The 25,392-nt window shown below is 65.9% G+C and carries 21 protein-coding genes; 18 read left to right on the top strand and 3 right to left on the bottom strand.

The window, feature by feature from the left end:
* Positions 1 to 121 precede the first annotated feature (121 nt).
* From hfq to FOZ70_RS03570, 9 genes are all read left to right on the top strand, one after another.
* The gene (hfq, locus tag FOZ70_RS03610) at positions 122 to 361 is read left to right on the top strand and encodes an RNA chaperone Hfq (protein ID WP_006399927.1); all 240 of its coding nucleotides are present in this window, start codon (positions 122 to 124) and stop codon (positions 359 to 361) included.
* A 72-nt stretch (positions 362 to 433) separates the two neighbouring features.
* The gene (gene hflX / locus FOZ70_RS03605) at positions 434 to 1,609 is read left to right on the top strand and encodes a GTPase HflX (RefSeq protein ID WP_175829770.1); all 1,176 of its coding nucleotides are present in this window, start codon (positions 434 to 436) and stop codon (positions 1,607 to 1,609) included.
* 47 nt (positions 1,610 to 1,656) lie between these two features.
* On the top strand, positions 1,657 to 2,997 hold the full coding sequence (hflK, locus tag FOZ70_RS03600) for an FtsH protease activity modulator HflK (RefSeq protein WP_059651715.1): 1,341 nt from the start codon (positions 1,657 to 1,659) through the stop codon (positions 2,995 to 2,997).
* A gap of 15 nt (positions 2,998 to 3,012) precedes the next feature.
* Entirely contained in the window at positions 3,013 to 3,912 is a 900-nt protein-coding gene (locus tag FOZ70_RS03595; RefSeq protein ID WP_059494255.1) for a protease modulator HflC, read from the top strand.
* A gap of 36 nt (positions 3,913 to 3,948) precedes the next feature.
* Entirely contained in the window at positions 3,949 to 4,140 is a 192-nt protein-coding gene (locus FOZ70_RS03590; RefSeq protein WP_011352254.1) for a DUF2065 domain-containing protein, read from the top strand.
* A 103-nt stretch (positions 4,141 to 4,243) separates the two neighbouring features.
* A complete protein-coding gene (locus tag FOZ70_RS03585; protein WP_021163122.1) occupies positions 4,244 to 5,392 on the top strand; it encodes an ATP phosphoribosyltransferase regulatory subunit in 1,149 nt (382 codons plus the stop codon).
* Positions 5,393 to 5,505: 113 nt separating this feature from the next.
* Positions 5,506 to 6,852, top strand: a complete 1,347-nt coding sequence (locus tag FOZ70_RS03580) for an adenylosuccinate synthase (protein ID WP_021163123.1) — start codon at positions 5,506 to 5,508, stop codon at positions 6,850 to 6,852.
* Between the two features lie 6 nt (positions 6,853 to 6,858).
* Positions 6,859 to 7,455 (top strand): phosphoribosyltransferase, encoded by a 597-nt coding sequence (locus tag FOZ70_RS03575; RefSeq protein WP_021163124.1) that lies wholly within the window; start codon positions 6,859 to 6,861, stop codon positions 7,453 to 7,455.
* Between the two features lie 276 nt (positions 7,456 to 7,731).
* Positions 7,732 to 9,648, top strand: coding sequence for a potassium transporter Kup (locus FOZ70_RS03570; protein WP_021163125.1), 1,917 nt, complete (start codon positions 7,732 to 7,734; stop codon positions 9,646 to 9,648).
* 22 nt (positions 9,649 to 9,670) lie between these two features.
* Here FOZ70_RS03570 and FOZ70_RS03565 read toward each other — a convergent pair whose 3' ends face one another.
* A complete protein-coding gene (locus tag FOZ70_RS03565) occupies positions 9,671 to 10,699 on the bottom strand; it encodes a sesquiterpene cyclase (protein ID WP_059494262.1) in 1,029 nt (342 codons plus the stop codon).
* 415 nt (positions 10,700 to 11,114) lie between these two features.
* The gene (locus FOZ70_RS03560; protein ID WP_219704956.1) at positions 11,115 to 13,439 is read right to left on the bottom strand and encodes a Tex family protein; all 2,325 of its coding nucleotides are present in this window, start codon (positions 13,437 to 13,439) and stop codon (positions 11,115 to 11,117) included.
* A 160-nt stretch (positions 13,440 to 13,599) separates the two neighbouring features.
* Between FOZ70_RS03560 and FOZ70_RS03555 the strand changes: the two genes are divergently transcribed.
* From FOZ70_RS03555 to FOZ70_RS03545, 3 genes are all read left to right on the top strand, one after another.
* Positions 13,600 to 14,352: a hypothetical protein gene (locus FOZ70_RS03555; protein ID WP_059553332.1), complete on the top strand. Its 753-nt coding sequence runs from the start codon at positions 13,600 to 13,602 to the stop codon at positions 14,350 to 14,352.
* A gap of 77 nt (positions 14,353 to 14,429) precedes the next feature.
* Positions 14,430 to 14,645, top strand: coding sequence for a YdcH family protein (locus tag FOZ70_RS03550; protein ID WP_006478692.1), 216 nt, complete (start codon positions 14,430 to 14,432; stop codon positions 14,643 to 14,645).
* A gap of 55 nt (positions 14,646 to 14,700) precedes the next feature.
* Positions 14,701 to 16,947, top strand: a complete 2,247-nt coding sequence (locus FOZ70_RS03545) for an ATP-dependent DNA helicase (RefSeq protein ID WP_219704955.1) — start codon at positions 14,701 to 14,703, stop codon at positions 16,945 to 16,947.
* Between the two features lie 120 nt (positions 16,948 to 17,067).
* Here the strand turns inward: FOZ70_RS03545 and FOZ70_RS03540 are convergent, their stop codons facing one another.
* Entirely contained in the window at positions 17,068 to 17,892 is an 825-nt protein-coding gene (locus FOZ70_RS03540; RefSeq protein WP_021163132.1) for an outer membrane protein assembly factor BamD, read from the bottom strand.
* A 41-nt stretch (positions 17,893 to 17,933) separates the two neighbouring features.
* Between FOZ70_RS03540 and FOZ70_RS03535 the strand changes: the two genes are divergently transcribed.
* From FOZ70_RS03535 to phaR, 6 genes are all read left to right on the top strand, one after another.
* Complete coding sequence (locus tag FOZ70_RS03535) at positions 17,934 to 19,142, top strand: RluA family pseudouridine synthase (RefSeq protein ID WP_219704954.1); 1,209 nt, start codon at positions 17,934 to 17,936, stop codon at positions 19,140 to 19,142.
* Between the two features lie 6 nt (positions 19,143 to 19,148).
* Positions 19,149 to 20,036, top strand: coding sequence for a peptidoglycan editing factor PgeF (gene pgeF / locus FOZ70_RS03530; RefSeq protein ID WP_219704953.1), 888 nt, complete (start codon positions 19,149 to 19,151; stop codon positions 20,034 to 20,036).
* Positions 20,037 to 20,395: 359 nt separating this feature from the next.
* Positions 20,396 to 22,261, top strand: a complete 1,866-nt coding sequence (phaC, locus tag FOZ70_RS03525; RefSeq protein WP_042977626.1) for a class I poly(R)-hydroxyalkanoic acid synthase — start codon at positions 20,396 to 20,398, stop codon at positions 22,259 to 22,261.
* A 99-nt stretch (positions 22,262 to 22,360) separates the two neighbouring features.
* Positions 22,361 to 23,542, top strand: a complete 1,182-nt coding sequence (locus FOZ70_RS03520) for an acetyl-CoA C-acetyltransferase (protein ID WP_219704952.1) — start codon at positions 22,361 to 22,363, stop codon at positions 23,540 to 23,542.
* Between the two features lie 134 nt (positions 23,543 to 23,676).
* Positions 23,677 to 24,417: a 3-ketoacyl-ACP reductase gene (locus FOZ70_RS03515; RefSeq protein ID WP_006491801.1), complete on the top strand. Its 741-nt coding sequence runs from the start codon at positions 23,677 to 23,679 to the stop codon at positions 24,415 to 24,417.
* 119 nt (positions 24,418 to 24,536) lie between these two features.
* Positions 24,537 to 25,103, top strand: coding sequence for a polyhydroxyalkanoate synthesis repressor PhaR (gene phaR / locus FOZ70_RS03510; RefSeq protein WP_011549704.1), 567 nt, complete (start codon positions 24,537 to 24,539; stop codon positions 25,101 to 25,103).
* Positions 25,104 to 25,392 lie beyond the last annotated feature (289 nt).

Here is a 25,392-nt window from a genome sequence, read left to right as displayed (position 1 = left end):
GCCGCACGGCCTATGCCCCGGGTGGGCCAGGCAAAATCGGCTATAGTGTAGCGATTGGCGCCGGATCTCTTTTTCTTCGCCGCCAATCCAGATCAACCTGCAAAAAAAGATGGAGTACGCCATGAGCAACAAAGGGCAATTGTTACAAGACCCGTTTTTGAACGCACTGCGCAAAGAGCACGTTCCCGTTTCGATCTACCTCGTCAACGGCATCAAGCTTCAAGGGAACATTGAATCGTTCGACCAGTACGTCGTGTTGCTCCGTAATACGGTGACCCAGATGGTGTACAAGCACGCCATCTCGACGGTCGTGCCGGCGCGCCCGGTGAATTTCCACCCGGACGCGGAAGCCTCGTCCTAACCTATCGCAGCGGCCGGCATCCGGTCGCCGCGAGCGACCGATGCCAGCCGCCTTATCTTGACACCTGAAAATTTGATCAACGCAGCGCTCGTCGGCATCGATTTCGGCAAGACCGATTTCGAAGCCAGTCTCGAAGAACTCAGTCTTCTCGCCTCCAGTGCGGGGGCCCGTCCCGCCGTCACCCTCACGGGTCGTCGCTCCAGTCCCGATGCCAAGATGTTCATCGGCAGCGGCAAAGCCGAAGAACTCCGGCTCGCCTGCGACGCGCACAACGTCGAAATCGTCATCTTCAATCACGCATTGGCGCCGGCCCAGCAACGTAATCTGGAGCAGGCACTTAACAGGCGTGTGGTCGATCGCACCAGCCTCATCCTCGACATCTTCGCGCAGCGCGCCCGTAGCCACGAAGGCAAGCTGCAGGTCGAGCTCGCGCAGCTCCAGTACCTGTCGACGCGACTCATTCGCGCGTGGACCCACCTCGAACGGCAGAAGGGTGGTATCGGCCTGCGCGGCCCTGGCGAAACCCAGCTCGAAACCGACCGCCGGCTGATCGGCGAACGCATCAAGATGCTGAAGTCGCGGCTCGACCGGTTGCGCCGCCAGCACAGCACGCAGCGCCGGCAGCGCGCGCGCAGCGGCACGATGTCGGTGTCGCTGGTCGGCTATACGAACGCGGGCAAGTCGACGCTGTTCAATGCGCTGACGAAAGCGCAGGCCTATGCGGCCGACCAGCTGTTCGCCACGCTCGACACGACGTCGCGGCGCGTGTACCTCGGCGACGAGGTCGGCCAGATCGTCGTGTCGGATACGGTCGGGTTCATCCGCGAGTTGCCTCACCAGCTGGTCGCCGCATTCCGCGCGACCCTCGAGGAAACGATTCACGCGGATCTGCTGTTGCACGTGGTCGATGCATCGAGCGCGGTCAGGCTCGAACAGATCGAGCAGGTCAACGGCGTGCTGCACGAGATCGGCGCGGACACGATCCGGCAGGTACTGGTGTTCAACAAGATCGACGCCGTGCCTGAGCTGGCGGCCCGCGGCGACGCGGTCGAGCGGGACGAGTATGGTAATATTTCGCGCGTCTTTTTGAGCGCGCGCACCGGTCAGGGTCTTGACGCGTTGCGTGCCGCCATCGCCGAAATCGCCTCCGCGGAACACCTTTCCAGCGCGACGTTACCCGACGGCGCGCTCGACGGCGCTCCCGCTGAACCACACGAAGACCACACGATTTCCGAACACGGGCGCTAACCGGTCCCGGCCGGTTCGCCGGCGTCTAATCTGGTGAACAAACTCTGGTGAACGAATACAACGAGCGGAGTACCTGGCGGCGGATGCGCGCCTTGCTGTCGATCAACGATCCCCGCTGGGGACGCGGCGAAGGCAATGGCAAAGACGGATCCCGTCCCCGTGCGAACGAATCGAAGCGTCCGCAAGGCGGCGACGGCGATGGTCCGCCCGATCTCGACGAGATGTGGCGCAACTTCAACCGGCGCCTGAACGGCCTTTTCGGCGGCAAGGGCGGCAACGGTTTTCGTCCTGACAACGGGCGGGCCGCGCGAGTCGGCGTAGGCATCGTGATCGGCGTGCTGGTCGCGGTCTACGCGGGCAGCGGGCTGTTCGTCGTGCAGGAGGGCCAGACAGGCGTCGTGCTGCAGCTCGGCAAGCTGTCGGGTACGGTCGGCCAGGGCGTGCACTGGCGCGCGCCGTATCCGTTCGCGTCGCACGAGATCGTCGACACGTCGCAGGTCCGCTCGATCGAGATCGGCCGCAACAACGTCGTGCGCCTCGCGAACGTGAAGGAAGCCGCGATGCTGACGCGCGATGCCGATATCGTCGACGTGCGCTTCATCGTCCAGTACCGGATCCGTTCCGCGACCGATTACCTGTTCCGCAGCGTCGACCCTGAGCGCAGCGTGTCGCAGGCCGCGCAGGCTGCGGTGCGTGCGATCGTCGGTACGCGCAGCGCGGCCGACGTGCTGAACCAGGACCGCGACGCGCTGCGCGAGCAGCTTTCCACCGCGATCCAGCGCGATCTCGATCGCTACCAGTCGGGACTCGAGGTGACGGCCGTCACGATGCAGAGCGTTGCGGCGCCCGAGCAGACGCAGGCCGCGTACGGCGAAGTTGCCAAGGCGCGCGACGAGCGCGAGGCCGCGAAGCGCGCCGCGCAGGCGTATGCAAACGACCTGCTGCCGAAGGCGCAGGGCGATGCCGCGAAGCTCGTCGACGAAGCAAAGGCGTATGCCGATCGCGTGGTCACGGAAGCCGAAGGCGATGCCGACCGCTTCAAGCAGGTCTATGCGCAGTACTCGAAGGCGCCTGCGGTGATCCGTGAGCGGATGTATCTCGAGACGATGCAGGAAATCTATTCGAACTCGACGAAGGTGTTCGTCGGCAACAAGGGCGGCAACAGCGTCGTTTACCTGCCGCTCGACAAGCTCGTCGAGCAGGGGCGACAAAACGCCGCGGCGTCCACGGGGGCATCCGCACCCGATGTGGCGTCGGCACCGGCGGCCGTCGCGCCGGCGGTAGCGGCGCCCGCGAGTGCGGCGTCGGCCGCGGCAGCGTCGGGCAACGACGTGCTGCGATCGCGCGAGGCGTTTCGCAGCCGGTCGCGCGAAGACGATCTGAAGTAACGGGGAGCGCAGAACATGAACCGAATCATTGCGCTCGTCGTCGCAATCGTGATCGTTGCCTTCGCGGCATCCTCGACAGTCCTTACCGTCGATCCGCGCCATGCGGCCGTGCTGTCGGGGCGCGACGGCGCGCAGCCTGAACTGGCCGGGCCTGGCATCCATTTCAAATTGCCGCCGCCGCTGCAGACGGCGACGCTGATCGACACGCGGCTTCAATCGCTCGAGTCTTCGGATCCGCTGCAAGTGGCGACTGAAGACAAGCACGATCTGCTCGTCGCCTATGCGGTGAAGTACCGGATCGGCGATCCGATGAAGTATTTCACGGCGACGGGGGGCGACCCGGCGGCCGCCAGCGAACGTCTGGCCGGCGCACTGAAGAGCGCACTCGGCGACGCGTTCGGCAAGCATGCGCTCGACGATGCGCTCGGCGGCCAGCGTGCGATCGCCGATGCGGCCCGCGACGAAGTGAAGGCAAAGGCGTCCGGTTTCGGCGTCGACGTGGTCGACGTCCAGCTGACGCGCGTCGACTTGCCCGCTGCGCAAACCGATGCCGTCTATCAGCGGATGATCGGCGCTCTGCGCGATCAGGCCGCGCAGGTGCGTGCGCAAGGCGCGGCCGACGTCGAGCAGATCAAGGCCGACGCCGAACGCGATCAGCAGGCCGTGCTCGCGAACGCGTACAAATCCGCGCAGACGATCAAGGGCGAGGGCGACGCGAAGGCCGCGACGATCGCCGCCGATGCGTTCGGCCGCGATCCGCAGTTCTATCAGTTCTACGCGAGCCTGCAGGCTTACCGGAACACGTTCAAGCGCAACGACATCATCGTCGTCGATCCCGACAGCGAGTTCTTCCGCTTCATGCGCAGCCCGACGGGCGGTGCCGCACCGGCGGCGGCTGCTCCCCGCAAACACTGACCTTGGGGCGCCGCGTCGAGCGGCGCCGTCGCTCGCATGGACCTGGCTGGCTCGTTGTTGCTCGCAGTAGCGCTGATGCTGATCATCGAGGGGGCGTTCCCCTTCGTGTTTCCCGTCGCCTGGCGCGACACGTTTCGTAGAATAGCTGAGCGGCCGCCGCATCATATCCGGATCGGCGGGCTGATCGTGATGGTGCTCGGGCTCATACTGCTGCTGCTCGCCACCTGATCCGGACGGCGCATCCGCCGTCCGTCCCGCCCGAATTCAGAATTTCCGATTCACATCGCGGCGCGCGTGGTCGCGCGCTGTTTCCCGTCGTAGGACCGTACCGATGTCGACCTGGTTACTTCCCGAGAATATCGCCGACGTGCTGCCGTCGGAAGCGCGCAAGATCGAGGAGCTGCGCCGCAGGCTGCTCGACCGCTTCCGTTCGTATGGCTACGAAATGGTGATGCCGCCGCTGCTCGAGTATCTCGAGTCGCTGCTGACGAGCGGCGGCGCCGACCTGCGCCTGCGCACCTTCAAGCTGGTCGACCAGCTGTCGGGCCGTACGCTCGGCCTGCGCGCGGACATCACGCCGCAGGTCGCGCGGATCGACGCGCACCTGTTGAACCGCCAGGGCGTGACGCGCCTCTGCTATGCGGGCCACGTGATGCATACGCGTCCGCGCGGCCTGCACGCGACGCGCGAGCAGATCCAGATCGGCGCCGAAATCTACGGGCATGCCGGGCTGGAAGCCGACCTCGAGATCCAGCAACTGATGCTCGATGCGCTGCATCTCGCAGGCCTGTCGCGCATCCGTCTCGACCTCGGCCACGCGGGCGTGCTCGCGGCGCTGCTGGCGCGCGACGCGCAGGCCGCGGAGCGTGGCGAGTCGCTGTACGACGCGCTGTCGGGCAAGGACGTGCCGTTGCTGAACGAACTGACCGACGATCTCGGCGCCGATACGCGCGCCGCGCTGCGCGCGCTGCCCCACCTCTATGGCGATGCGAGCGTGCTCGCCGAGGCGCGGACGCGGTTGCCGGTGCTGCCCGAAATCACGCGGGCGCTCGACGATCTGGCGCAACTCGCGGCGCAGGCGAAGGGTGCCGAAGTGGCGATCGATCTGGGCGACCTGCGCGGCTACGCGTATCACAGCGGCGCGATGTTCAGCGCCTACATCGACGGCGTGCCGAACGCGATCGCGCGCGGCGGCCGCTACGACCACGTCGGCCAGGCGTATGGTCGTGCGCGTCCGGCCACCGGCTTCTCGCTCGACCTGCGCGAGCTCGCCCGGATTTCGCCGGTCGAGGCTCGCGGTACCGCGATTCTCGCGCCGTGGGCGCAGGACGATGCGCTGAGCGCGGCCGTTGCGGCGCTGCGCGATGCGGGCGAGGTCGTGATCCAGGCGCTGCCGGGCCACGATCATGTGCTCGACGAGTTCGCCTGCGACCGTTCTCTCGTCGAGCGCGGCGGCGCATGGGTGGTCGAACCCCGATAAACAGTCGTTCGCGGGACGTGCTTCGGCGTGCATATCGTTGAAGCGAAACGGAAAAATTCGGAATCGCCCGCGAACATAGGTAGAATACGTTTTTAACCAGCTAACGAATCAACATGTCTGCCAGCGCAGTGAACGTGACTCCCGGGCGCAATGTCGTCGTCGTGGGAACGCAATGGGGTGATGAAGGCAAGGGCAAGATCGTCGACTGGCTGACGGACCACGCTAAGGGCGTCGTGCGTTTCCAGGGCGGTCACAACGCCGGCCACACCCTCATCATCGGCGGCAAGAAAACGATCTTGCGCCTCATTCCGTCGGGCATCATGCGTGAAGGCGTCGCCTGCTACATCGGCAACGGCGTCGTCCTGTCCCCGGAAGCACTGTTCAAGGAAATCGGCGAGCTGGAAGAGGCCGGCGTGAACGTGCGCGACCGCCTGTTCATTTCCGAAGCGACGACGCTGATCCTGCCGTACCACATCGCGATCGACCAGGCGCGCGAAGCGCGCAAGGGCGCGGGCAAGATCGGCACGACGGGCCGCGGCATCGGCCCCGCGTACGAAGACAAGGTTGGCCGCCGCGCGCTGCGCGTGCAGGACCTGTTCGACGCGAAGACCTTCGCCGACCGCCTGCGCGAAAACCTCGATTTCCACAACTTCGTGCTGACCCAGTACCTGGGTGGCGCGGCCGTCGATTTCCAGGCGACGCTCGACACGATGCTCGGTTATGCCGACCGCCTGAAGCCGATGGTGGCCGACGTGTCGCGCCGCCTGTACGACGCGAACAATGCGGGCCAGAACCTGCTGTTCGAAGGCGCACAAGGCACGCTGCTCGACATCGATCACGGTACCTATCCGTTCGTCACGTCGAGCAACTGCGTCGCGGGTGCGGCGTCGGCCGGCGCGGGCGTGGGCCCGCAGAAGCTCAACTACATCCTCGGTATCACGAAGGCGTATTGCACGCGCGTCGGCTCGGGCCCGTTCCCGAGCGAACTGTACGATGCGGACAACCCGCAGCGTCAGGACCAGGTCGGCGTCACGCTCGCGAACGTCGGCAAGGAATTCGGTTCGGTCACCGGCCGTCCGCGCCGCACGGGCTGGCTCGACGCGGCCGCGCTGCGCCGCTCGATCCAGATCAACGGCGTGTCGGGCCTGTGCATGACGAAGCTCGACGTGCTCGACGGCCTCGACGAAGTCAAGCTGTGCGTCGGCTACAAGATCGACGGCAAGGATGCGGACATCCTGCCGCGCGGTGCCGCCGACGTGGCCCGTTGCGAGCCCGTGTACGAAACGTTTGCCGGCTGGAAGGAAAGCACGGTCGGCATCAAGACGTGGGAAGCGCTGCCGGCAAACGCCCAGGCTTACCTGACCCGCGTCCAGGAAGTGGCCGGTGTGCCGGTCGACATGGTATCGACGGGCCCGGACCGCGACGAAACGATCCTGCTCCGCCATCCGTTCAAGGTGTAACCCCAGATGACGCAGCAAATCACGATGACGGCGGCAGACTTGATGACCGATCCGCGCAACGACGACAAGAACCTGTGGGTAGGCTGGGACGAATATCACCGTCTCATCGAGCTGCTCGCGCTCCAGGTACATGCATCGGGCTGGAAGTTCGACCAGATCCTGTGCCTCGCGCGCGGCGGCCTGCGCGTCGGCGATCAACTGTCGCGCATCTACGACGTGCCGCTCGCGATCCTTGCGACGAGTTCGTACCGGGAAGCGGCCGGCACGGAGCAGGGCGAGCTCGACATCGCGCAGTACATCACGATGACGCGCGGCAACCTGGCGGGCAACGTGCTGCTGGTCGACGATCTCGTGGATTCGGGCGTCACGCTTGCGCGCGTGCAGGAGCACCTGAAGGAGCGCTACCCGTCCGTGACGGCCGTGCGTTCTGCCGTGCTCTGGTACAAGGGTTGCTCGAAGGTCAAGCCCGACTATCACACGCAGTATCTGCCGACGAATCCGTGGATTCATCAGCCGTTCGAGGAGTGGGACACGGTTCGCCCGCACAACCTCGAGGCGTGGATCAAGCGCGGTCGCGCCCAGCGCGACGGTTCGGGCGCGTAAGCGGCCGGCCAATCGAAGGAAAGCCTTGTACGGCGCCGCTTGCGGCGCCGTTTTTCATTGGGGCGCCATGCACGCCGGCGGCGCGCGGGCCGCGGATCCGGTAGGCAGACGGCGCTGCCCCGGCTATGATTGGCAGCCCTGCCACAGCTTGCGCCGGATTGCATGCATGGCGTGGCTCACGTGGTTCCATGGCAACAGAGCAGGGCGGCGTTTCAAGGGGGCGCGAGTAGAATAGCGCTCGTTTTGTCCGACCCGGACCCGATTATTACGCTTCATATGAACGACACGATCCACGCGACCGACGCAGCACACGCGCCGCATTCGACGCAGCAACACTCGATGCGGGCGCTAGCGATAGCAGCCATCGGCGTCGTGTTCGGCGACATCGGCACCAGCCCGCTGTATTCGCTCAAGGAGGCGTTCAGCCCCGCACACGGCATTCCGCTCACCGAAGGGTCGATCCTCGGCGTGATCTCGCTGCTGTTCTGGGCAATCATCCTGGTGGTCGGCATCAAGTACCTGCTGTTCGTGATGCGGGCGGACAACAACGGCGAAGGCGGCGTGCTCGCGCTGATGGCGCTGTCGTTGCGGCCGCTCGACTCGAAGACCCGCGTCGCGGGCGCGCTGATGGCGCTCGGGATATTCGGCGCATGCATGTTCTACGGGGACGCGGTGATCACGCCGGCGATCTCGGTGATGTCGGCGGTCGAAGGTCTCGAGATCGCGACGCCGCACCTGTCCCATCTCGTGATGCCGATCACGATCGTGATCCTGATCGCGCTGTTCTGGATCCAGCGCCACGGTACCGCGCTGGTCGGCAAGCTGTTCGGCCCGATCATGGTGCTGTGGTTCGTTGTGATTGCCGCGCTCGGCGTGTACCACATCGTGCGCGTGCCGGGCATCATGGCGGCCATCAACCCGTATTACGCCGCGTCGTTCATGTCGGAGCATGTGCTGCAGGCCTATGTCGTGCTCGGCTCGGTCGTGCTGGTGCTGACCGGCGCGGAAGCGCTTTACGCGGACATGGGCCACTTCGGCGCGAAGCCGATCCGCATCGCCGCGTACGGGCTCGTGATGCCGTCGCTCGTGCTGAACTACTTCGGCCAGGGCGCGCTGCTGATCCAGAACCCGAAGGCGATCGAGAATCCGTTCTTCCTGCTGGCACCCGAATGGGGGCTGCTGCCGCTCGTCGTGCTGTCGACGGTCGCGACCGTGATCGCGTCGCAGGCGGTGATCTCGGGTGCGTATTCGCTGACGTCGCAGGCCATCCAGCTCGGCTACGTGCCGCGCATGAAAGTGCTGCATACGTCGGAACTGGCGATCGGCCAGATCTACGTGCCGGTCGTGAACTGGCTGCTGCTGTTCGTGATCCTCTGCATCGTCATCGGCTTCAAGAGCTCGGACAACCTCGCGGCTGCGTACGGCATCGCGGTGACGGCGACGATGGTGATCACGACCGTGCTCGCCGCAGTCGTGATGGTGAAGGTATGGAACTGGAACCGGCTGCTGGTCGGCGCGATCATCGCCGTGTTCCTCGCGGTCGATCTCGGCTTTTTCGGCGCGAACCTGCTGAAGGTTGCGCAGGGCGGCTGGCTGCCGCTCGGCATCGGCGCGTTGCTGTTCTTCCTGCTGATGACCTGGTACAAGGGGCGTCACATCGTCAAGGAGCGCACGGCCGCCGACGGTATTCCGCTCGAGCCGTTCCTGCAGGGCCTGCTCGCACATCCGCCGCATCGTGTGTCGGGCACCGCGATCTACCTGACCGGCAACGACAAGCTCGTGCCCGTCAGCCTGCTGCACAACCTGAAACACAACAAGGTGCTGCATGAGCGGACCATTTTCCTCACGTTCGTGACGCGCGATTTTCCCTACGTGCGCGACGACAAGCGCCAGACCGCGCGTGATGCGGGCGGCGGGCTGTACATCGTGAAGGCCGAGTACGGCTTCAACGAGACGCCCGACGTGAAGGCCGTGCTCGAGGAATTCGGCCGCACGCACGACATGACGTTCGAACTGATGGACACGTCGTTCTTCCTCGCGCGCGAAACGGTCGTGCCGACGCATCTGCCCGGGATGTCGATCTGGCGTGAGCGCGTGTTCGCGTGGATGCACCAGAACGCGGCGAAGCCGACCGACTTCTTCTCGATTCCGGCGAACCGCGTGGTCGAGCTCGGCACGAAGATCGAGATCTGACCGGGTGCGGCGCGCGGGTCGTTCAGCCGCGCGCCGCCGAGTCCGCCGACCAGGCAATCAGGCCGCGATCGTCCGCATCGCCGGCCGCGGCCGCAGCCGTATAGCGCTGCGTATCCCGCGCAACCCAATCCAGATAACCGCGTATCCAGTATCGGCAGCCGTCGACAAGGCCGCGCACGCGCGTGTCGGCATGCTGGGCGAGTGCATCGGCGCACAGGACGAATGCGCTGATCTCGGCGCGCACACGCTCGGCCGTGTAGTCGACGCTGGCCTGCAGCGTATGGCCGCGGGAAGCGTGGATCATCACCATGTTCCGGAACTGCCCGGGCTGGCACGCTTCGACGCCAACGCTCTGGATGTCGTTGCTCCAGCAGACGATATGGTTCGCGTGCCGGAACAGTGTCTGGATTTCCGGCCGATGGAACGTATCGGGCGGGACGGCACCGGCATTGGCCGCGTCCGCCAGCGCGAGGCAAGGATTCATCCCGCTCGTGTGACGCCGGATCGTTTCGTATTGCTGCACTGCGATCGGCTCGGCCCTCAGGTGGCCGATAATCTGCAGTCCGGCCGTGGTGGCCCACAGGCGCATGCCTTGTGCGAAGCGCGCGAAATGTTCGGCCGACAGGCGTGCGCGCAGGCGCTGGCACACATCCAGCCATGCTCGCTCGCCATATATGGGCTGGGGGCCGGTACATTCGTAGTCGAGCACATCGATCATCGCGGTCAGATTGCGCAACGTATCGGGGCCGACCGGCTCGACGCGATCGACGAACAGGTCGTCGACGAGAAAGAACCACACGAAATAATCGGCGAGCGCCTGCAGCAGGGAAGGATCGGCGTTCGGGTAACAGCGCGCGGCGAGCCAGCCGTATCGGGTGCGTACGACGCGTTCCCGGTAGGCGTCGCTGATGAGTAGGCCGTATGCGTCGGCCCACTCGAGCATGCGCGATTCGATTCGCTCGACGTGCGGTGAACAGGCTCCGGCCCACGGCACGTCGAAAACGGGCACGCGCAATGCGGCCAGTTCGGTTTTCAGATGATCGTCTGTCATGGTTCCCCGATCCATTTTCGCGAATCCGTCCCGGTTCGCCGGTCAGGCGAATACCGGATGCAATGCGTCGCGAATCGACTGCAAAAAAGCGAGGCCGAAATACGGGAGGCAGGATATTCACCGGGCATGCGAGCGCCGCGGAGAATGCTGTCGCTGAACGGCAAGATCGCTGCCCAATACAGAAGCATCAAAATACGGCCGTTCGAAAACTTATTTTATGTGTCGCTTGTGAAGCGTCAAGAAAACGCATGTCGCAATGCGGATTGTTTAATTTGCCGATTAAACGCAGGGGAATGGCGATGGAAACGCGCATATTCGGTTTTCATCCCGGATATCGGAAATGCAAACGACGACTCAATAAAAAAAACCCGCCGGGAGGCGGGTTTTTTTGTGCGGCGACGCCTTTTTTGCGTGTTCAGCGCTTCAGCTTCGCGAACGCCGCGGCCATTGCGCCGGCCGGTTCCGGCTCGCGCGAACGCTGCGGGCGGGCGGCGCCGCGCCCCGCGTTGCCGCGGTCCTGGCTGCTGCGTGACGACATGCCGGACGCTGCTGCCTCGTCGTCGAGGCGCATCGTCAGCGCAATCCGCTGGCGTTTCACGTCGACGTCGAGCACCTTCACCTTGACGACCTGGCCGGCCTTCACGACTTCGTGCGGGTCCTTGATGAACTTCGTCGACATCGCGGACACATGGACGAGCCCGTCCTGGTGCACGCCGATATCCACGAACGCGCCGAACGCGGCGACGTTCGTCACGACGCCTTCGAGCGTCATGCCCGGCACGAGATCCGACACCTTCTCGACGCCTTCGCGGAACGTGGCCGTCTTGAATTCCGGACGCGGATCGCGGCCCGGCTTCTCCAGTTCGGACAGGATGTCGCGCACGGTCGGCAGGCCGAAACGTTCGTCAACAAATTCCGTCGGGGACAGGCCCGACAACGCTTCGCGGTTGCCGAGCACGTCGTCGATGCGCTTGCTGATCTTCGCGAGCATCCGTTCGACGACCGGATACGCTTCCGGGTGCACCGACGAGCGGTCGAGCGGATTCTCGCCGCCGTTGATGCGCAGGAAGCCGGCGGCCTGTTCGAAGGTCTTGTCGCCGAGGCGCGGAACCTTGCGCAGGTGCTCGCGCGACGGGAACGGGCCGTTTGCGTCGCGGTAGTCGACGATGTTGCGCGCGAGCGTCGCGTTCAGGCCCGACACGCGTGCCAGCAGCGCGGCCGACGCGGTGTTCGCGTCGACGCCGACCGCGTTCACGCAATCCTCGACGACCGCGTCGAGGGAGCGGGCCAGTTCGCGCTGGTTCACGTCGTGCTGGTACTGGCCGACGCCGATCGCCTTCGGCTCGATCTTCACGAGCTCGGCGAGCGGGTCCTGCAGGCGGCGCGCGATCGATACGGCGCCGCGCAGCGACACGTCCATGTCGGGGAATTCCTTCGCCGCGAGTTCGGACGCCGAGTAGACCGACGCGCCGGCTTCCGACACGACGATTTTCTGCAGGCGCAGCTCCGGATGTTTTGCGATCAGCTCGCTCGCGAGCTTGTCGGTTTCGCGCGATGCGGTGCCGTTGCCGATGCTGATCAGCTCGGCCTGCGTCTGCGCGGCGAGGCGCGCGAGTTTTGCAATCGAGCCGTCCCAGTCGCGGCGCGGCTCGTGCGGGTAGATCGTGTCGGTCGCGAGCACCTTGCCGGTGCGGTCGACGACCGCGACCTTCACGCCCGTGCGCAGGCCGGGGTCGAGACCGATCACGGCCTTCGGGCCGGCCGGCGCGGCCAGCAGCAGGTCGTTCAGGTTGCGCGCGAACACGCGGATCGCTTCGGTTTCGGCCGTTTCGCGCAGCTGCGTGAGGAGTTCGTTCTCGATGTGCGGCTGCACCTTCACGCGCCAGCACCAGCGGCATACGTCGGACAGCCATTTGTCGGCCGGGCGGTTCTGGTTCGCGATGCCGAAATGGCGCGCGATCATCGCCTCGCCGGGATGCGGCACCTGGGCGTCGAGCTCTTCGCCGAGGCCGAGCTTGATCGTCAGCACACCCGCGTTGCGGCCGCGGAACAGTGCGAGGGCGCGGTGCGACGGCACTGTCCTGATCGTTTCCGCGTAGTCGTAATAGTCGCGGAATTTCTCGCCTTCCTCGTTTTCCTTGCCCTCGACGACGGCCGACGACACGACGCCCTGGCTGTGCAGGTAATCGCGCAGCTTGCCGAGCAGCTCGGCCGTTTCGCCGAACTGTTCGGACAGGATGTCGCGCGCGCCGTCGAGCGCGGCCTTCACGTCGGCAACGCCCTTGTCGGCGTCGACGTACGCGGCCGCCTCGGCCTGCGGGTCGAGCAGCGGGTTCGCGAGCAGGGCCTGTGCGAGCGGCTCGAGGCCGGCCTCGCGGGCGATCTGAGCACGCGTGCGGCGCTTCGGCTTGTACGGCAGATAAAGGTCTTCGAGCACCTGCTTGCTGTCGGCCGCGTCGATCGCGGCGCGCAGCTCGTCGGTCAGCTTGCCCTGTTCGTCGATGCTCGACAGGATCGCCGCGCGGCGGTCCTCGAGCTCGCGCAGATACAGGAGGCGCTCCTCGAGCTGGCGCAACTGCGTGTCGTCCAGGTTGCCGGTCACTTCCTTGCGGTACCGGGCAATGAACGGAACGGTCGAGCCTTCGTCGAGGAGTTGCACGGCCGCCGCGACCTGGCGCGGCTGGACGGACAGTTCGGTGGCGATGCGCTGTACGATCTTGAGTGCTACGGTTTCCGTCATGTCGTGGATGATCTGCCTGCTGAAATCGCGGCGCGGGCCGGCAAGCCCGAAGCGGCGGGCTGCGTGGCGGGCCCGACGGGCCAGATGCCGCGGGTGAGTGAAGCGGGGCATTTTGCCATAAATGGCGGAGCGTCCAGCCGGGGGTGATAGAATTTGACACATGTCCCGCAGCTTTCCTACGACGTTGCCAACTTCCCGAATTTCTCTCGTCGCGCTCGGCGCAGCGCTCGCCGCGGCTTTGTCTGCCGGGCCTTCCGGTGCGTTCGCGCAAGCTTCGGGCGCCACCGCGCCGGCCGCCGCCGCGGCCGCACCCGTGACGGCCACGGCCGCACCGGATTTCGACGCCCGTCAAAAAGTGCTCAATCAACGCTCCGCGGAAAACGATTATCGTTATGCGGTGGCCGAGCACGATTGCTACAGCAAGTTCTTCGTCAATCACTGTCTCGGCAAGGCGCGTGACCAGATGCGCGACGAGCGGGCGAGCATCCGCCAGGAGCAGCTCGCGCTCAACGACGAGCAGCGGGCGGTGCGCGCGCAGCAGCGCGACCAGCAGCAGGCGCTGAAGCAGGCGCAGGACGCGGCGGAAGCGCCGCAGCGCGCGGCGAACGACGCGGCAAACGCCGCTGCGTTCCGCGACAAGCAGGAGCAGAATGCGCTGAAGCAGGCGCAGCGCGGCGCGGAAGGGCCGCAGCGCGCGGCGAACAAGCAGGCGTACGACCAGAAGCAGGGCGACTTCCAGCGCAAGCTCGACCAGGCGCACCAGCAGGCCGCGCAGAAGGCGCAGGAGCGGGCGGACAACGCGGCGCGCTACGAGCAGAAGCAGAAGGAAGCCGAGCAGCACAAGGCCGATGTCGAGCGGCGTCAGAAGGAAGCGACCGAAAAGGCGCAGCAGAAGCAACAGCAGGGGCAGTAACGTGTTGGATTGATCCGGAATCAGTCTCGTGCGCGCTGGCACGCCAGCCGGCGCGCTGCTTCGATGAGGAGGCAACTATGCAAAACCGTCACACGGAACAGCAGCAGGAATTGCACAACCGTTTGGCTGCATTGCAGGAGCAGCACCAGCAGCTCGCTCGGGAGATCGAGCTGAAGGAAGGACACTCCGACATCGACGACATCACGCTGCACCGGCTGAAGAAGGAAAAGCTGGCGGCCAAGGACAAAATCATTTTGCTGCAATCGCAGCTGGAACCGGATAAGCGCGCCTGAGCGCGGCCTGGCAAGCGCCGGCGCCGCCCGGGCGCTGGACACAGGAACGCTTGCCTTGAATTCACCGCTTGAAGCCACCCCCGATGCCCGGCGCGACGAGTCGTCCGTCGGGCGCGCTCGTGCGCCCGAAGGCACCTTTGAACTGAGCCGCAAGCGCGTCGACGAACTCGACACGATTTTCGGCGAGGGCGGATTGCTCGCGCGCGCGCTCGACGGCTATCGGCCGCGTACCTCGCAGATCGAGATGGCACGCGCCGTCGCGTCCGCGATGGAGGCGTCCGCTCGCCGGATGCCCGAGCCCGAGATCTTCGAAACCCGCAAGCGGCCGGCGCGTCGCCTCGGCGACGGCGACAAGGCGGCCGAGCCGGGCGCGGACGCCGCCGCAGCCGAGCCCGACAGCGATGCCGGGGACAACACGCTGATCGTCGAGGCCGGCACGGGGACGGGCAAGACCTATGCGTACCTCGTGCCCGCGATGCTGTGGGGCGGCAAGGTGATCGTGTCGACCGGCACGAAACACCTGCAGGACCAGCTGTTCCAGCGCGACATCCCGACCGTGCGCAACGCGCTGGCGGTGCCGGTGTCGGTCGCGATGCTCAAGGGGCGTGCAAACTACCTGTGCCACTACTACCTGCAACGCACGGCCGACAACGGTCGGCTGCCGTCGCGGCAGGATACGGCCTACCTTCAGGAAATCGTCCGTTTCGCGAAGATCACGAAGAGCGGCGACAAGGCCGAGCTCGCAAGCGTGCCGGAAACGGCGCCCGTCTGGTCGATGGTCACGTCGACGCGCGACAACTGCCTTGGCCAGGAATGCCCGCACTACAAGGAATGTTTCGTGATGCAGGCGCGGCGCGAGGCGCAGCAGGCCGACGTCGTCGTCGTCAACCACCACCTGTTCTTTGCGGACATCATGCTGCGCGACACGGGGATGGCCGAGCTGCTGCCGAACGCGAACACGATCATCTTCGACGAAGCGCACCAGTTGCCGGAAACGGCGACGCTGTTCTTTGGCGAGACGCTGTCGACGACGCAGATTCTCGAACTCGCACGCGACACGGTAGCTGAAGGCCTGAGCCATGCGCGCGACGCGGTCGAATGGGTGAAGCTCGGCGGCGATCTCGAGCGCGCGGCGCGCGACTTGCGCCTGGCGTTCGCGAACGACCAGATCGTCCGGATGTCGCTCGCCCAGCTCGGCGACGATCACCCGATGTTCGGCGCGCTCGACGCGCTCGAGGCCGCGCTCGATGCGCTTGCGTCGGCGCTTGCCAGCCAGGCCGAACGGGCGGAATCGCTCGGCGCGTGCCTGCGGCGCGCACGCGAACTGCAGGACCTGCTGGCCGGCTGGGTCGCGCCCGGCGCGACGGAGGCGGCCGCGAAGGCCGACGCGGCGGCGGCCGGCGACAAGGCGGCATCCGACGGCGATCCGAACGAGAAGGTACGCTGGGTCGAAGTGTTCGCGCACACGGTCCAGCTGCACGAAACGCCGCTGTCGGTCGCGCCGATCTTTGCCAAGCAGCGCGCGGGTGTGCCGCGTGCATGGGTGTTTACGTCGGCCACGCTGTCGGTGCGCGGCGATTTCACGCACTACGCGGCACAGATGGGCCTCAGCTCGCGTCGTTCGATGACGCTCGCGAGCCCGTTCGACTACCAGTCGCAAGGGCTGCTGTACGTGCCGCGCAACCTGCCGCAACCGTCTTCGCCGGCGTTTACCGATGCCGTCTTCGACGCCGCGCTGCCGGCGATCGAGGCGTCCGGTGGCGGCGTGTTCATGCTGTGCACGACGCTGCGCGCGGTCGACCGGATCGCGTCGAAGCTGCGCGACGTGATCGAATCGCGCGGCTGGAACACGCCGCTGCTCGTGCAGGGCGATGCGAGCCGTACCGAACTGCTCGACCGTTTCCGTGCATACGGCAATGCGATCCTGGTCGGCAGCCAGAGTTTCTGGGAAGGCGTCGACGTGCGCGGCGATGCGCTGTCGCTCGTCGTGATCGACAAGCTGCCGTTCGCGCCGCCGGACGATCCGGTGCTCGCCGCGCGCCTCGATGCGCTGACGAAGAAGGGGCTGAGCCCGTTCGCCGTGCACCAGTTGCCGCAGGCCGTGATCACGCTGAAGCAGGGCGCGGGCCGGCTGATTCGCGCGGAGACGGATCGCGGCGTGCTGATGATCTGCGACACGCGGCTCGTCGACAAGCCCTACGGGCGCCGGATCTGGCAGAGCCTGCCGCCGTTCAAGCGGACTCGCGAGATCGCGGTCGTCCAGGACTTCTTCGACGAGCACCGTTCCGCAAAGCGCACGTGACGACGCGCGCGGCGCTCGTCGCGCGCTCGCACCGACGCTGCCTGAACGCGGCGCCAATAAAAAACCCGGCTCGACGGCCGGGTTTTTTGTTCGTGCAGCGGGCGCTGCATGGTGCTTTCGTCAGAACTGCCACCACGACTTCTTCGCGCCGGGGCGCGAGTGACCCGTGACGTACGGGCTGTCGGGGAACGTGCCTGCGAGCACGCGCTTCGTGTCCTCGGCGAGTTGCGGCTGGTTCAGCTTGCCGTACGATAGGATCATGATGTGCAGCGCGTCCTCGATCGCCGGGGCGCCCTTGTAGTCCTTGATCGCGAGCTGCGCGCGGTTGATGGCCGCGACGTAGGCGCCACGCCGGTAGTAGTAGTCGGCCGCGTGCACTTCGTGCGACGCGAGCGCGTTGACGATGTAGCGCATGCGCGCGGCGGCGTCGGGCGCGTACTTGCTCTTCGGGAAGCGGTCGACGACGACCTTGAACGCATCGTACGATTCACGCAGTGCCTGCGGATCGCGCTCGCTCATGTCCTGGCCGGAGAACCGGCCGAACAGGCCGAGATCGTCGTTGAAGTGGATCATCCCCTTCAGGTAGTACGCGTACGGGATATCCGGATGATCCGGGTGGAGCTGGATGAAGCGATCGACGGCCTGGTCGGCGGCGGCCGCTTCGTTGTCCTTCCAGTTGCAGTACGCAACGTTGATCTGCGCCTGTTGTGCGAAGTGGCCGAACGGATCGCGACCTTGCAGCGATTCGAAATATTTCGCGCACTTGCCCCAGTCGCCGCCGGACAGTGCGTCCTGGGCCTCTGAGTATAATTTGTTGTTCGACCAGGTAGCCGTCTCGTCCTGCTTCTGCGGCAAGCCGTGGCAGCCGGCGATGAGGGCCGCGGCCGCTACCGCCGCAGCCCGGGCGGCGACGGTTCTGGCCGTGCGTTTGGTCGAATTCATCATGCTCGCATGTCCTAGCTTCAAGTCTCGGTGACCCAGTCTAAATGACCCGTTCAAGTTCGCAGAATGCCCAGCCGGGCACACCAAATCGCGAAGATTATAGCCCAAGCGATCGGCCCGCCGACGCTGCGTCGGGGGATTCCCTCGATGACGATCTGGCCGGCGACGCCATGCAGGCGCCCGTCGTGCCGTCCGCGGCGGCCGACGACGCGCCGCGCGTCGTCGAAGTGCCGCTGTCGCTCGCGGGTGAGCGCCTCGACAAGGCGCTCGCCCAACTGTTCCCTGAATTCTCGCGTAGCCGCCTGCAGAGTTGGATCGAGGCGCAGCGCGTGCTCGTCGACGGCGCGCCGGCGAAGATCCGCCAGCCGGTGCCGCTCGGCGCCAGGATCGAGCTCGTGCCCGACCTGCTCCCCGAGCAGCTCGCCTTTACACCGGAACCGGTGCCGCTCGACGTGATCTACGAGGACGACGCGCTCGTCGTCATCAACAAGCCGGCCGGCCTCGTCGTGCATCCGGCCGCCGGCAACTGGAGCGGCACGATCCTCAACGGGCTGCTGCATCGCTATGGCGACGCGGCGGCCGGCCTGCCGCGCGCGGGGATCGTCCACCGGCTCGACAAGGAGACATCGGGCCTGATGGTGGTGGCGCGTACGCTGGCCGCGCAGACGGATCTCGTGCGCCAGTTGCAGGCCCGCACGGTGAAGCGCCGCTATTTCGCGCTCGTGTGGGGCACGATGCCCGAGGAAGGCACGATCGATGCGCCGATCGGCCGCGATCCGCGCGAACGCACGCGCATGGCCGTCGTCACCGGCGCATCGGGCAAGCCCGCGCGCACGCATTTCCGCACGGTTGACACATGCCTGTGGCAACGTCAGCCGGTTTCGGCAATCCAGTGCGATCTCGAGACCGGCCGCACGCACCAGATCCGCGTGCATTGTGCGCATGCCGGGCACCCGCTGCTCGGCGACCCCGTGTACGGGCGTGCGCGCGGCAAGCGCTCGGTCGCGCCGTTGCCGGACGGTTTCGCGCGGCAGGCGCTGCATGCATGGCGGCTCGGTCTCGTGCACCCGGTCACGGGCAAGGCGATGCAGTGGCGCTGCCCGCTGCCGGACGACATGAACGCCCTCGTCGCGGCGCTCGGCTTCGGGCAGGGCGACGAGGAATTCGACGACGATGACGGTGTCTACGACGATGACGATTTCGGCGGCGAGTATCACGGCGATGAGCCGTACCTGGACGATGAGGAGGAGTGAGTGCCGATGACGAACCTGGCGCCGTTGACGTGGCAGGACTGCGTACAGCCCGACTGGCAGGTGTCGCCGCGCGTGCGCGCGCTGATCACGACGCGCGACGGCGGGGTGAGCGAAGGCCCGTACGGGCGCTGGCAGGGCGCGGAAGCTCTGCCGGGCGGGATGAATCTCGGCCTGCATACCGGTGACGATCCGGCTCATGTCGCCGCGAATCGCGCGCGCCTGCTCGCGCTGGCTGGCCAGTCGAGCGCCGCGTGGCTCGAGCAGGTTCACGGCGCGCAGATCGTGCGCGCGGACGAGGTGATCGCGGCGGCAGACGCGGCAACAAACGCGGCAACAAACGCGGCAACAAACGCGGCAACAAACGCGGCGGTTGCGCCGGTGCAGGCCGACGCGAGTGTCACTGACCGTGCCGGCGCCGTCTGCGTCGTGATGGTCGCGGATTGCCTGCCGGTGCTGCTGTGCGACACGCAGGGCCGCGCCGTCGGCGCCGCGCATGCGGGCTGGCGCGGGCTCGCGGCCGGCATCGTCGAACAGACGGCGGCGCGGGTCGCGGCACTCGCGGGTGGTGCGACGGACGCGCTTCATGCTTACCTCGGGCCGGCGATCGGCCCGCGGGCGTTCGAGGTCGGCGCCGACGTGCGTGACGCGTTTCTCGACACGGCCCCGCAGTCGGAGCATGATGAAACCCGGCTTGCGTTCGTCGCGATCGACGGCGCGCCCGGCAAGTTCCTGGCCGATGTCTACGCGCTCGCGCGCTTGCGTCTTGCCCGTGCGGGCGTGGCGCACGTGAGCGGCGGGACGGCCTGCACGGTCACCGAGCAGGCGCGCTTCTATTCGTACCGGCGCGACCGCGTGACGGGCCGCATGGCGGCGGCGATCTGGCTGGCGGATTGACGGGATGCGCATGGGCGCGGAATTTGTGGCGCTGCAAAATCGGGTTATCTCGATTTTGCAGCGGCCATGCCGCGTTACGTGTGCGGCTGAATGAAAAATGCGAAGTCAAGTCAATCAAAATGTTTTATGTTTCGCCGGAACTCTTGTCCCGCCTGTTGCGCGAGGATTATCTCCGTGCGGAATTGTTCAGCGGTTTGATATGGCACTTCACATGGGGAAAACGATAATGATAAAAATACCGCACTGCGGCAGAATCTGGAGACGCCTCTCCAGAGCATGACGGCCCGGCTCGCAGCCGGCACGCCGCGCGCGAGCAGGATTTCACGATAGACGCTCACGAATCACCGGTAAGGCAGGTAATGACAGCATCGAAAAAATCGTCGACGTCCGCTGAGGCGGGCACTTCCTCGGGCAGCATTGGTTTCGATCCGGCCGCCCAGCCGATGCAGCAGATGTTCGAGTCGTGGTTGAACGCGTGGCGCGGTTTTGCGGATCCGGCACGTGCCGCGACTGCGTCGGCCACCGTGAATCCGTTCGCGACATTCCAGTTTCCGACCTCGTTTCCGTTCCAGGTGCCGTCGATGCCCGATTTCGGCGCGATGGCGTCGCCGTTCGCCGGGCTGAAGCTGCCGGCCGCCGCGATTCCCCCCGAGCGGCTTCAGGCGTTGCAGGCCGACTACGCGCGCGATTGCATGGCGCTGATGCAGCAGGCCGCCGCCGCGAAGCTCGAGTCGCCCGAACTGAAGGACCGCCGCTTCAGCGGCGATGCATGGAAGGCGTCGCCGGCGCATGCGTTCGCGGCGGCCTGGTATCTGCTCAACGCGCGCTATCTGCAGGAACTGGCCGACGCGCTTCAGACCGATCCGAAGACGCGCGAGCGCATTCGTTTCACGGTCCAGCAGTGGACGGCCGCCGCCGCGCCGAGCAACTTCCTCGCACTCAATCCCGACGCGCAGAAATCGATTCTCGAGACGCAGGGCGAAAGCCTGCGGCAGGGGATGATGAACCTGCTCGGCGACCTGCAGCGCGGCAAGATTTCGCAGACCGACGAATCGCAGTTCGTGGTCGGCAAGAACCTCGGGTGTACTGAAGGTGCGGTCGTCTACGAGAACGACCTGATCCAGCTGATCCAGTACACGCCGAAGACGGACAAGGTATTCGAGCGGCCGCTCCTGATCGTCCCGCCGTGCATCAACAAGTTCTACATCCTCGACCTGCAGCCCGAGAATTCGCTCGTCGCGCATGCGCTGTCGAACGGCCATCAGGTGTTCCTCGTGTCGTGGCGCAACGCGGACGCATCGGTCGCGCACAAGACGTGGGACGACTACATGAACGAAGGGTTGCTCGCGGCGATCGACGCCGTGCAGCAGGTGAGCGGCCGCGAGCAGATCAACACGCTCGGCTTCTGCGTCGGCGGCACGATGCTCGCGACTGCGCTCGCGGTGCTCGCCGCGCGCGGCGAACATCCGGTCGCGTCGATGACGCTGCTCACCGCGATGCTCGACTTCAGCGATACCGGCATCCTCGACGTGTTCGTCGACGAGGCGCACGTGCAGATGCGCGAGCAGACCATCGGCGGCAAGAACGGCACGCAGCCGGGGCTGATGCGCGGCGTCGAGTTCGCGAACACGTTCTCGTTCCTGCGGCCGAACGACCTCGTGTGGAACTACGTCGTCGATAACTACCTGAAGGGCCGCACGCCGGCGCCGTTCGACCTGCTGTACTGGAACGGCGATTCGACGAGCCTGCCGGGCCCGATGTACGCGTGGTACCTGCGCAATACCTATCTCGAGAACAAGTTGCGCGAGCCGGGCGCGTTGACCGTGTGCGGCGAATCGGTCGACCTGACGCTGATCGACGTGCCGACCTTCATCTACGGCTCGCGCGAGGATCACATCGTGCCGTGGCAGACGGCCTATGCGTCGACGTCGATCCTGTCGGGCCCGCTGAAGTTCGTGCTCGGCGCGTCGGGGCACATCGCGGGCGTGATCAATCCGCCGGCGAAGAAGAAGCGCAGCTACTGGATCAACGATAGCGACCTGCCCGAATCGGCGGACGACTGGTTTGCCGGTGCGACCGAGCATCCGGGAAGCTGGTGGACGACCTGGGTCGAGTGGCTCGACCAGTACGGCGGCCGCAAGGTGGCGCCGCCCGCCCAGCCCGGTTCCGCACAGTTCCCGGTGATCGAGCCGGCGCCGGGCCGGTACGTATTGCAGCGCGATTGACGAAAGACGGACAGCGGCGCACGCTGTCCGGTGCACCGCAGTTTTTTTAACAGGGCCGGTAGCGATGCGCCGTGTCGTGCGGGCCTGGAGGAAAGGGAAATGACGGACGTAGTGATCGTATCGGCCGCGCGGACCGCGGTCGGCAAATTCGGCGGTTCGCTTGCGAAGATTGCGGCGCCCGAACTGGGCGCGACGGTGATCCGCGCGGTGCTGGAGCGCGCGGGCGTGAAGCCCGAGCAGGTGAGCGAAGTGATCATGGGCCAGGTGTTGACGGCCGGCTCGGGCCAGAACCCGGCGCGGCAGTCGCTGATCAAGGCCGGGCTGCCGACGGCAGTACCGGGGATGACGATCAACAAGGTGTGCGGCTCGGGCCTGAAGGCCGTGATGCTGGCGGCGAACGCGATCGTCGCGGGCGACGCGGACATCGTGATCGCGGGTGGCCAGGAGAACATGAGCGCGGCGCCGCACGTGCTGCCGGGCTCGCGCGACGGCTTCCGGATGGGCGATGCGAAGCTGGTTGACACGATGATCGTCGACGGCCTGTGGGACGTGTACAACCAGTACCACATGGGCATCACGGCGGAGAACGTCGCGAAGGAATACGGGATCACGCGCGAAGAGCAGGACGCATTCGCGGCGCTGTCGCAGAACAAGGCGGAAGCCGCGCAGAAGGCCGGGCGCTTCAACGACGAGATCGTGCCGGTGTCGATCCCGCAACGCAAGGGCGAGCCGCTGCAGTTCGCGACCGACGAGTTCGTGCGTCACGGCGTGACGGCGGAGTCGCTGGCGGGGCTGAAGCCGGCGTTTGCGAAGGACGGCTCGGTGACGGCGGCGAACGCGTCGGGGCTGAACGACGGCGCGGCGGCGGTGCTGGTGATGTCGGCGCAGAAGGCGGCGGCGCTGGGTCTGACGCCGCTGGCGAAGATCAAGGCATACGCGAACGCGGGTGTCGATCCGAGCGTGATGGGGATGGGCCCGGTGCCGGCCTCGCGCCGGTGCCTGGAGCGCGCGGGCTGGACGCCGGGCGACCTGGACCTGATGGAGATCAATGAGGCGTTCGCGGCGCAGGCGCTGGCGGTGCACAAGCAGATGGGCTGGGACACGTCGAAGGTGAACGTGAACGGCGGGGCGATCGCGATCGGTCACCCGATCGGCGCGTCGGGCTGCCGGATCCTGGTGACGCTGCTGCATGAAATGCAGAAGCGCGACGCGAAGCGCGGGCTGGCGTCGCTGTGCATCGGCGGCGGGATGGGCGTCGCGCTCGCGGTCGAGCGTCCGTAACAGGCCGTTCGCAACCGGCCGTTCGCCACCGGCGAACCGAATCCGTGCGCCGGCCGATTGCGGCTTCGGCCGGCGTCACGTGAAGTCAGAGGGGGCTCCGGCAGCTCTCGAAACCAAAAAATGGAGTGAGATTTATGTCTCAGCGAATTGCGTACGTAACGGGCGGGATGGGCGGCATCGGCACCAGCATCTGCCAGCGCCTGTCGAAAGACGGCTTCAAGGTGGTCGCAGGCTGCGGCCCGAACTCGCCGCGCCGAGTGAAATGGCTCGAGGACCAGAAGGCGCTCGGGTACGATTTCATCGCATCGGAAGGCAACGTCGGCGACTGGGACTCGACCAAGGAAGCGTTCGACAAGGTCAAGGCTGAAGTCGGCGAGATCGACGTGCTGGTCAATAACGCGGGCATCACGCGCGACGTCGTGTTCCGCAAGATGACGCACGAAGACTGGACCGCCGTGATCGACACCAACCTGACGAGCCTGTTCAACGTGACGAAGCAGGTGATCGACGGGATGGTCGAACGTGGCTGGGGCCGCATCATCAACATTTCGTCGGTGAACGGCCAGAAAGGGCAATTCGGCCAGACCAACTATTCGACCGCGAAGGCCGGTATCCACGGCTTCACGATGTCGCTTGCACAGGAAGTCGCGACGAAGGGCGTGACGGTCAACACCGTGTCGCCGGGCTACATCGGCACCGACATGGTGAAGGCGATCCGCCCCGACGTGCTCGAGAAGATCGTTGCGACGATCCCGGTGCGGCGTCTTGGCGGCCCCGAGGAAATCGGCTCGATCGTCGCGTGGCTCGCGTCGAACGATTCCGGTTTCGCGACCGGCGCCGACTTCTCGCTGAACGGCGGCCTGCACATGGGCTGAGCGTCCGGGTTGCGCGGGCCGGGTGGCCGCGCAGCCGGGCGTTTTCCGAAGGCCCCCGCCTCCCGGATTCGGGCGGCGGGGATTCGTCACTTGCGCTACGCTGCACTCAAAGGCGTTACATGACTACTACAAAGAAGACGGCCGAACGGCTCATCAAGAAGTACCCGAACCGCCGGCTCTACGATACAGAGACAAGCACGTACATTACGCTGACCGACGTGAAGCAGCTCGTGCTGGAGCAGGAGGATTTCAAGGTCGTCGATGCGAAATCCAACGAAGACCTGACGCGCAGCATTCTCCTGCAGATCATCCTCGAAGAGGAAAGCGGCGGTGTGCCGATGTTCTCGTCGTCGATGCTGTCGCAGATCATCCGTTTCTACGGTCATGCGATGCAGGGCATGATGGGCACGTACCTGGAAAAGAACATTCAGGCGTTCATCGACATCCAGAACAAGCTCGCGGATCAATCGAAGAACCTGTACGAAGGCAACGCGATGAATCCGGAAGTCTGGTCGCAGTTCATGAACATGCAGGCGCCGATGATGCAAGGGATGATGACGAGCTACATCGAGCAGTCGAAGAACATGTTCGTGCAGATGCAGGAGCAGATGCAGAACCAGGCGAAGTCGATGTTCAGCACGTTCCCGTTCAAGCAGCCGGGCGCACCGGAGCCGGAGAAGAAGTAGCGATTCGCGGCGGGCCGGCCGCGGCGGCGCGAGCCGTCGGGCGTCGGCGCCGCGAAGCAGGGCGGCGCGGGTTGGCCGATCGGGTGCCCGGGCACAACGATGCGTGGCTGCCGCCTGCCGGAAGACATCGCCGACGATCGTTCGTGATCGTCGGCACGACACACTCGCGCCGTGTACGGTGCGGGTATGACCATTGTCCGGTCGATCGAAATCCAGTCAACAGTGAATGAAAGCCGGGGCACGTTGCGCTTGAGGGCATGTGTTCGACCCGGTGCGGGTGTGTGCCTGT

The sequence above is a fragment of the Burkholderia sp. COPS genome, assembly GCF_019425585.1.
GTDB lineage: Bacteria > Pseudomonadota > Gammaproteobacteria > Burkholderiales > Burkholderiaceae > Burkholderia > Burkholderia cepacia.
This window is presented reverse-complemented; position numbering and strand designations above follow the sequence as displayed.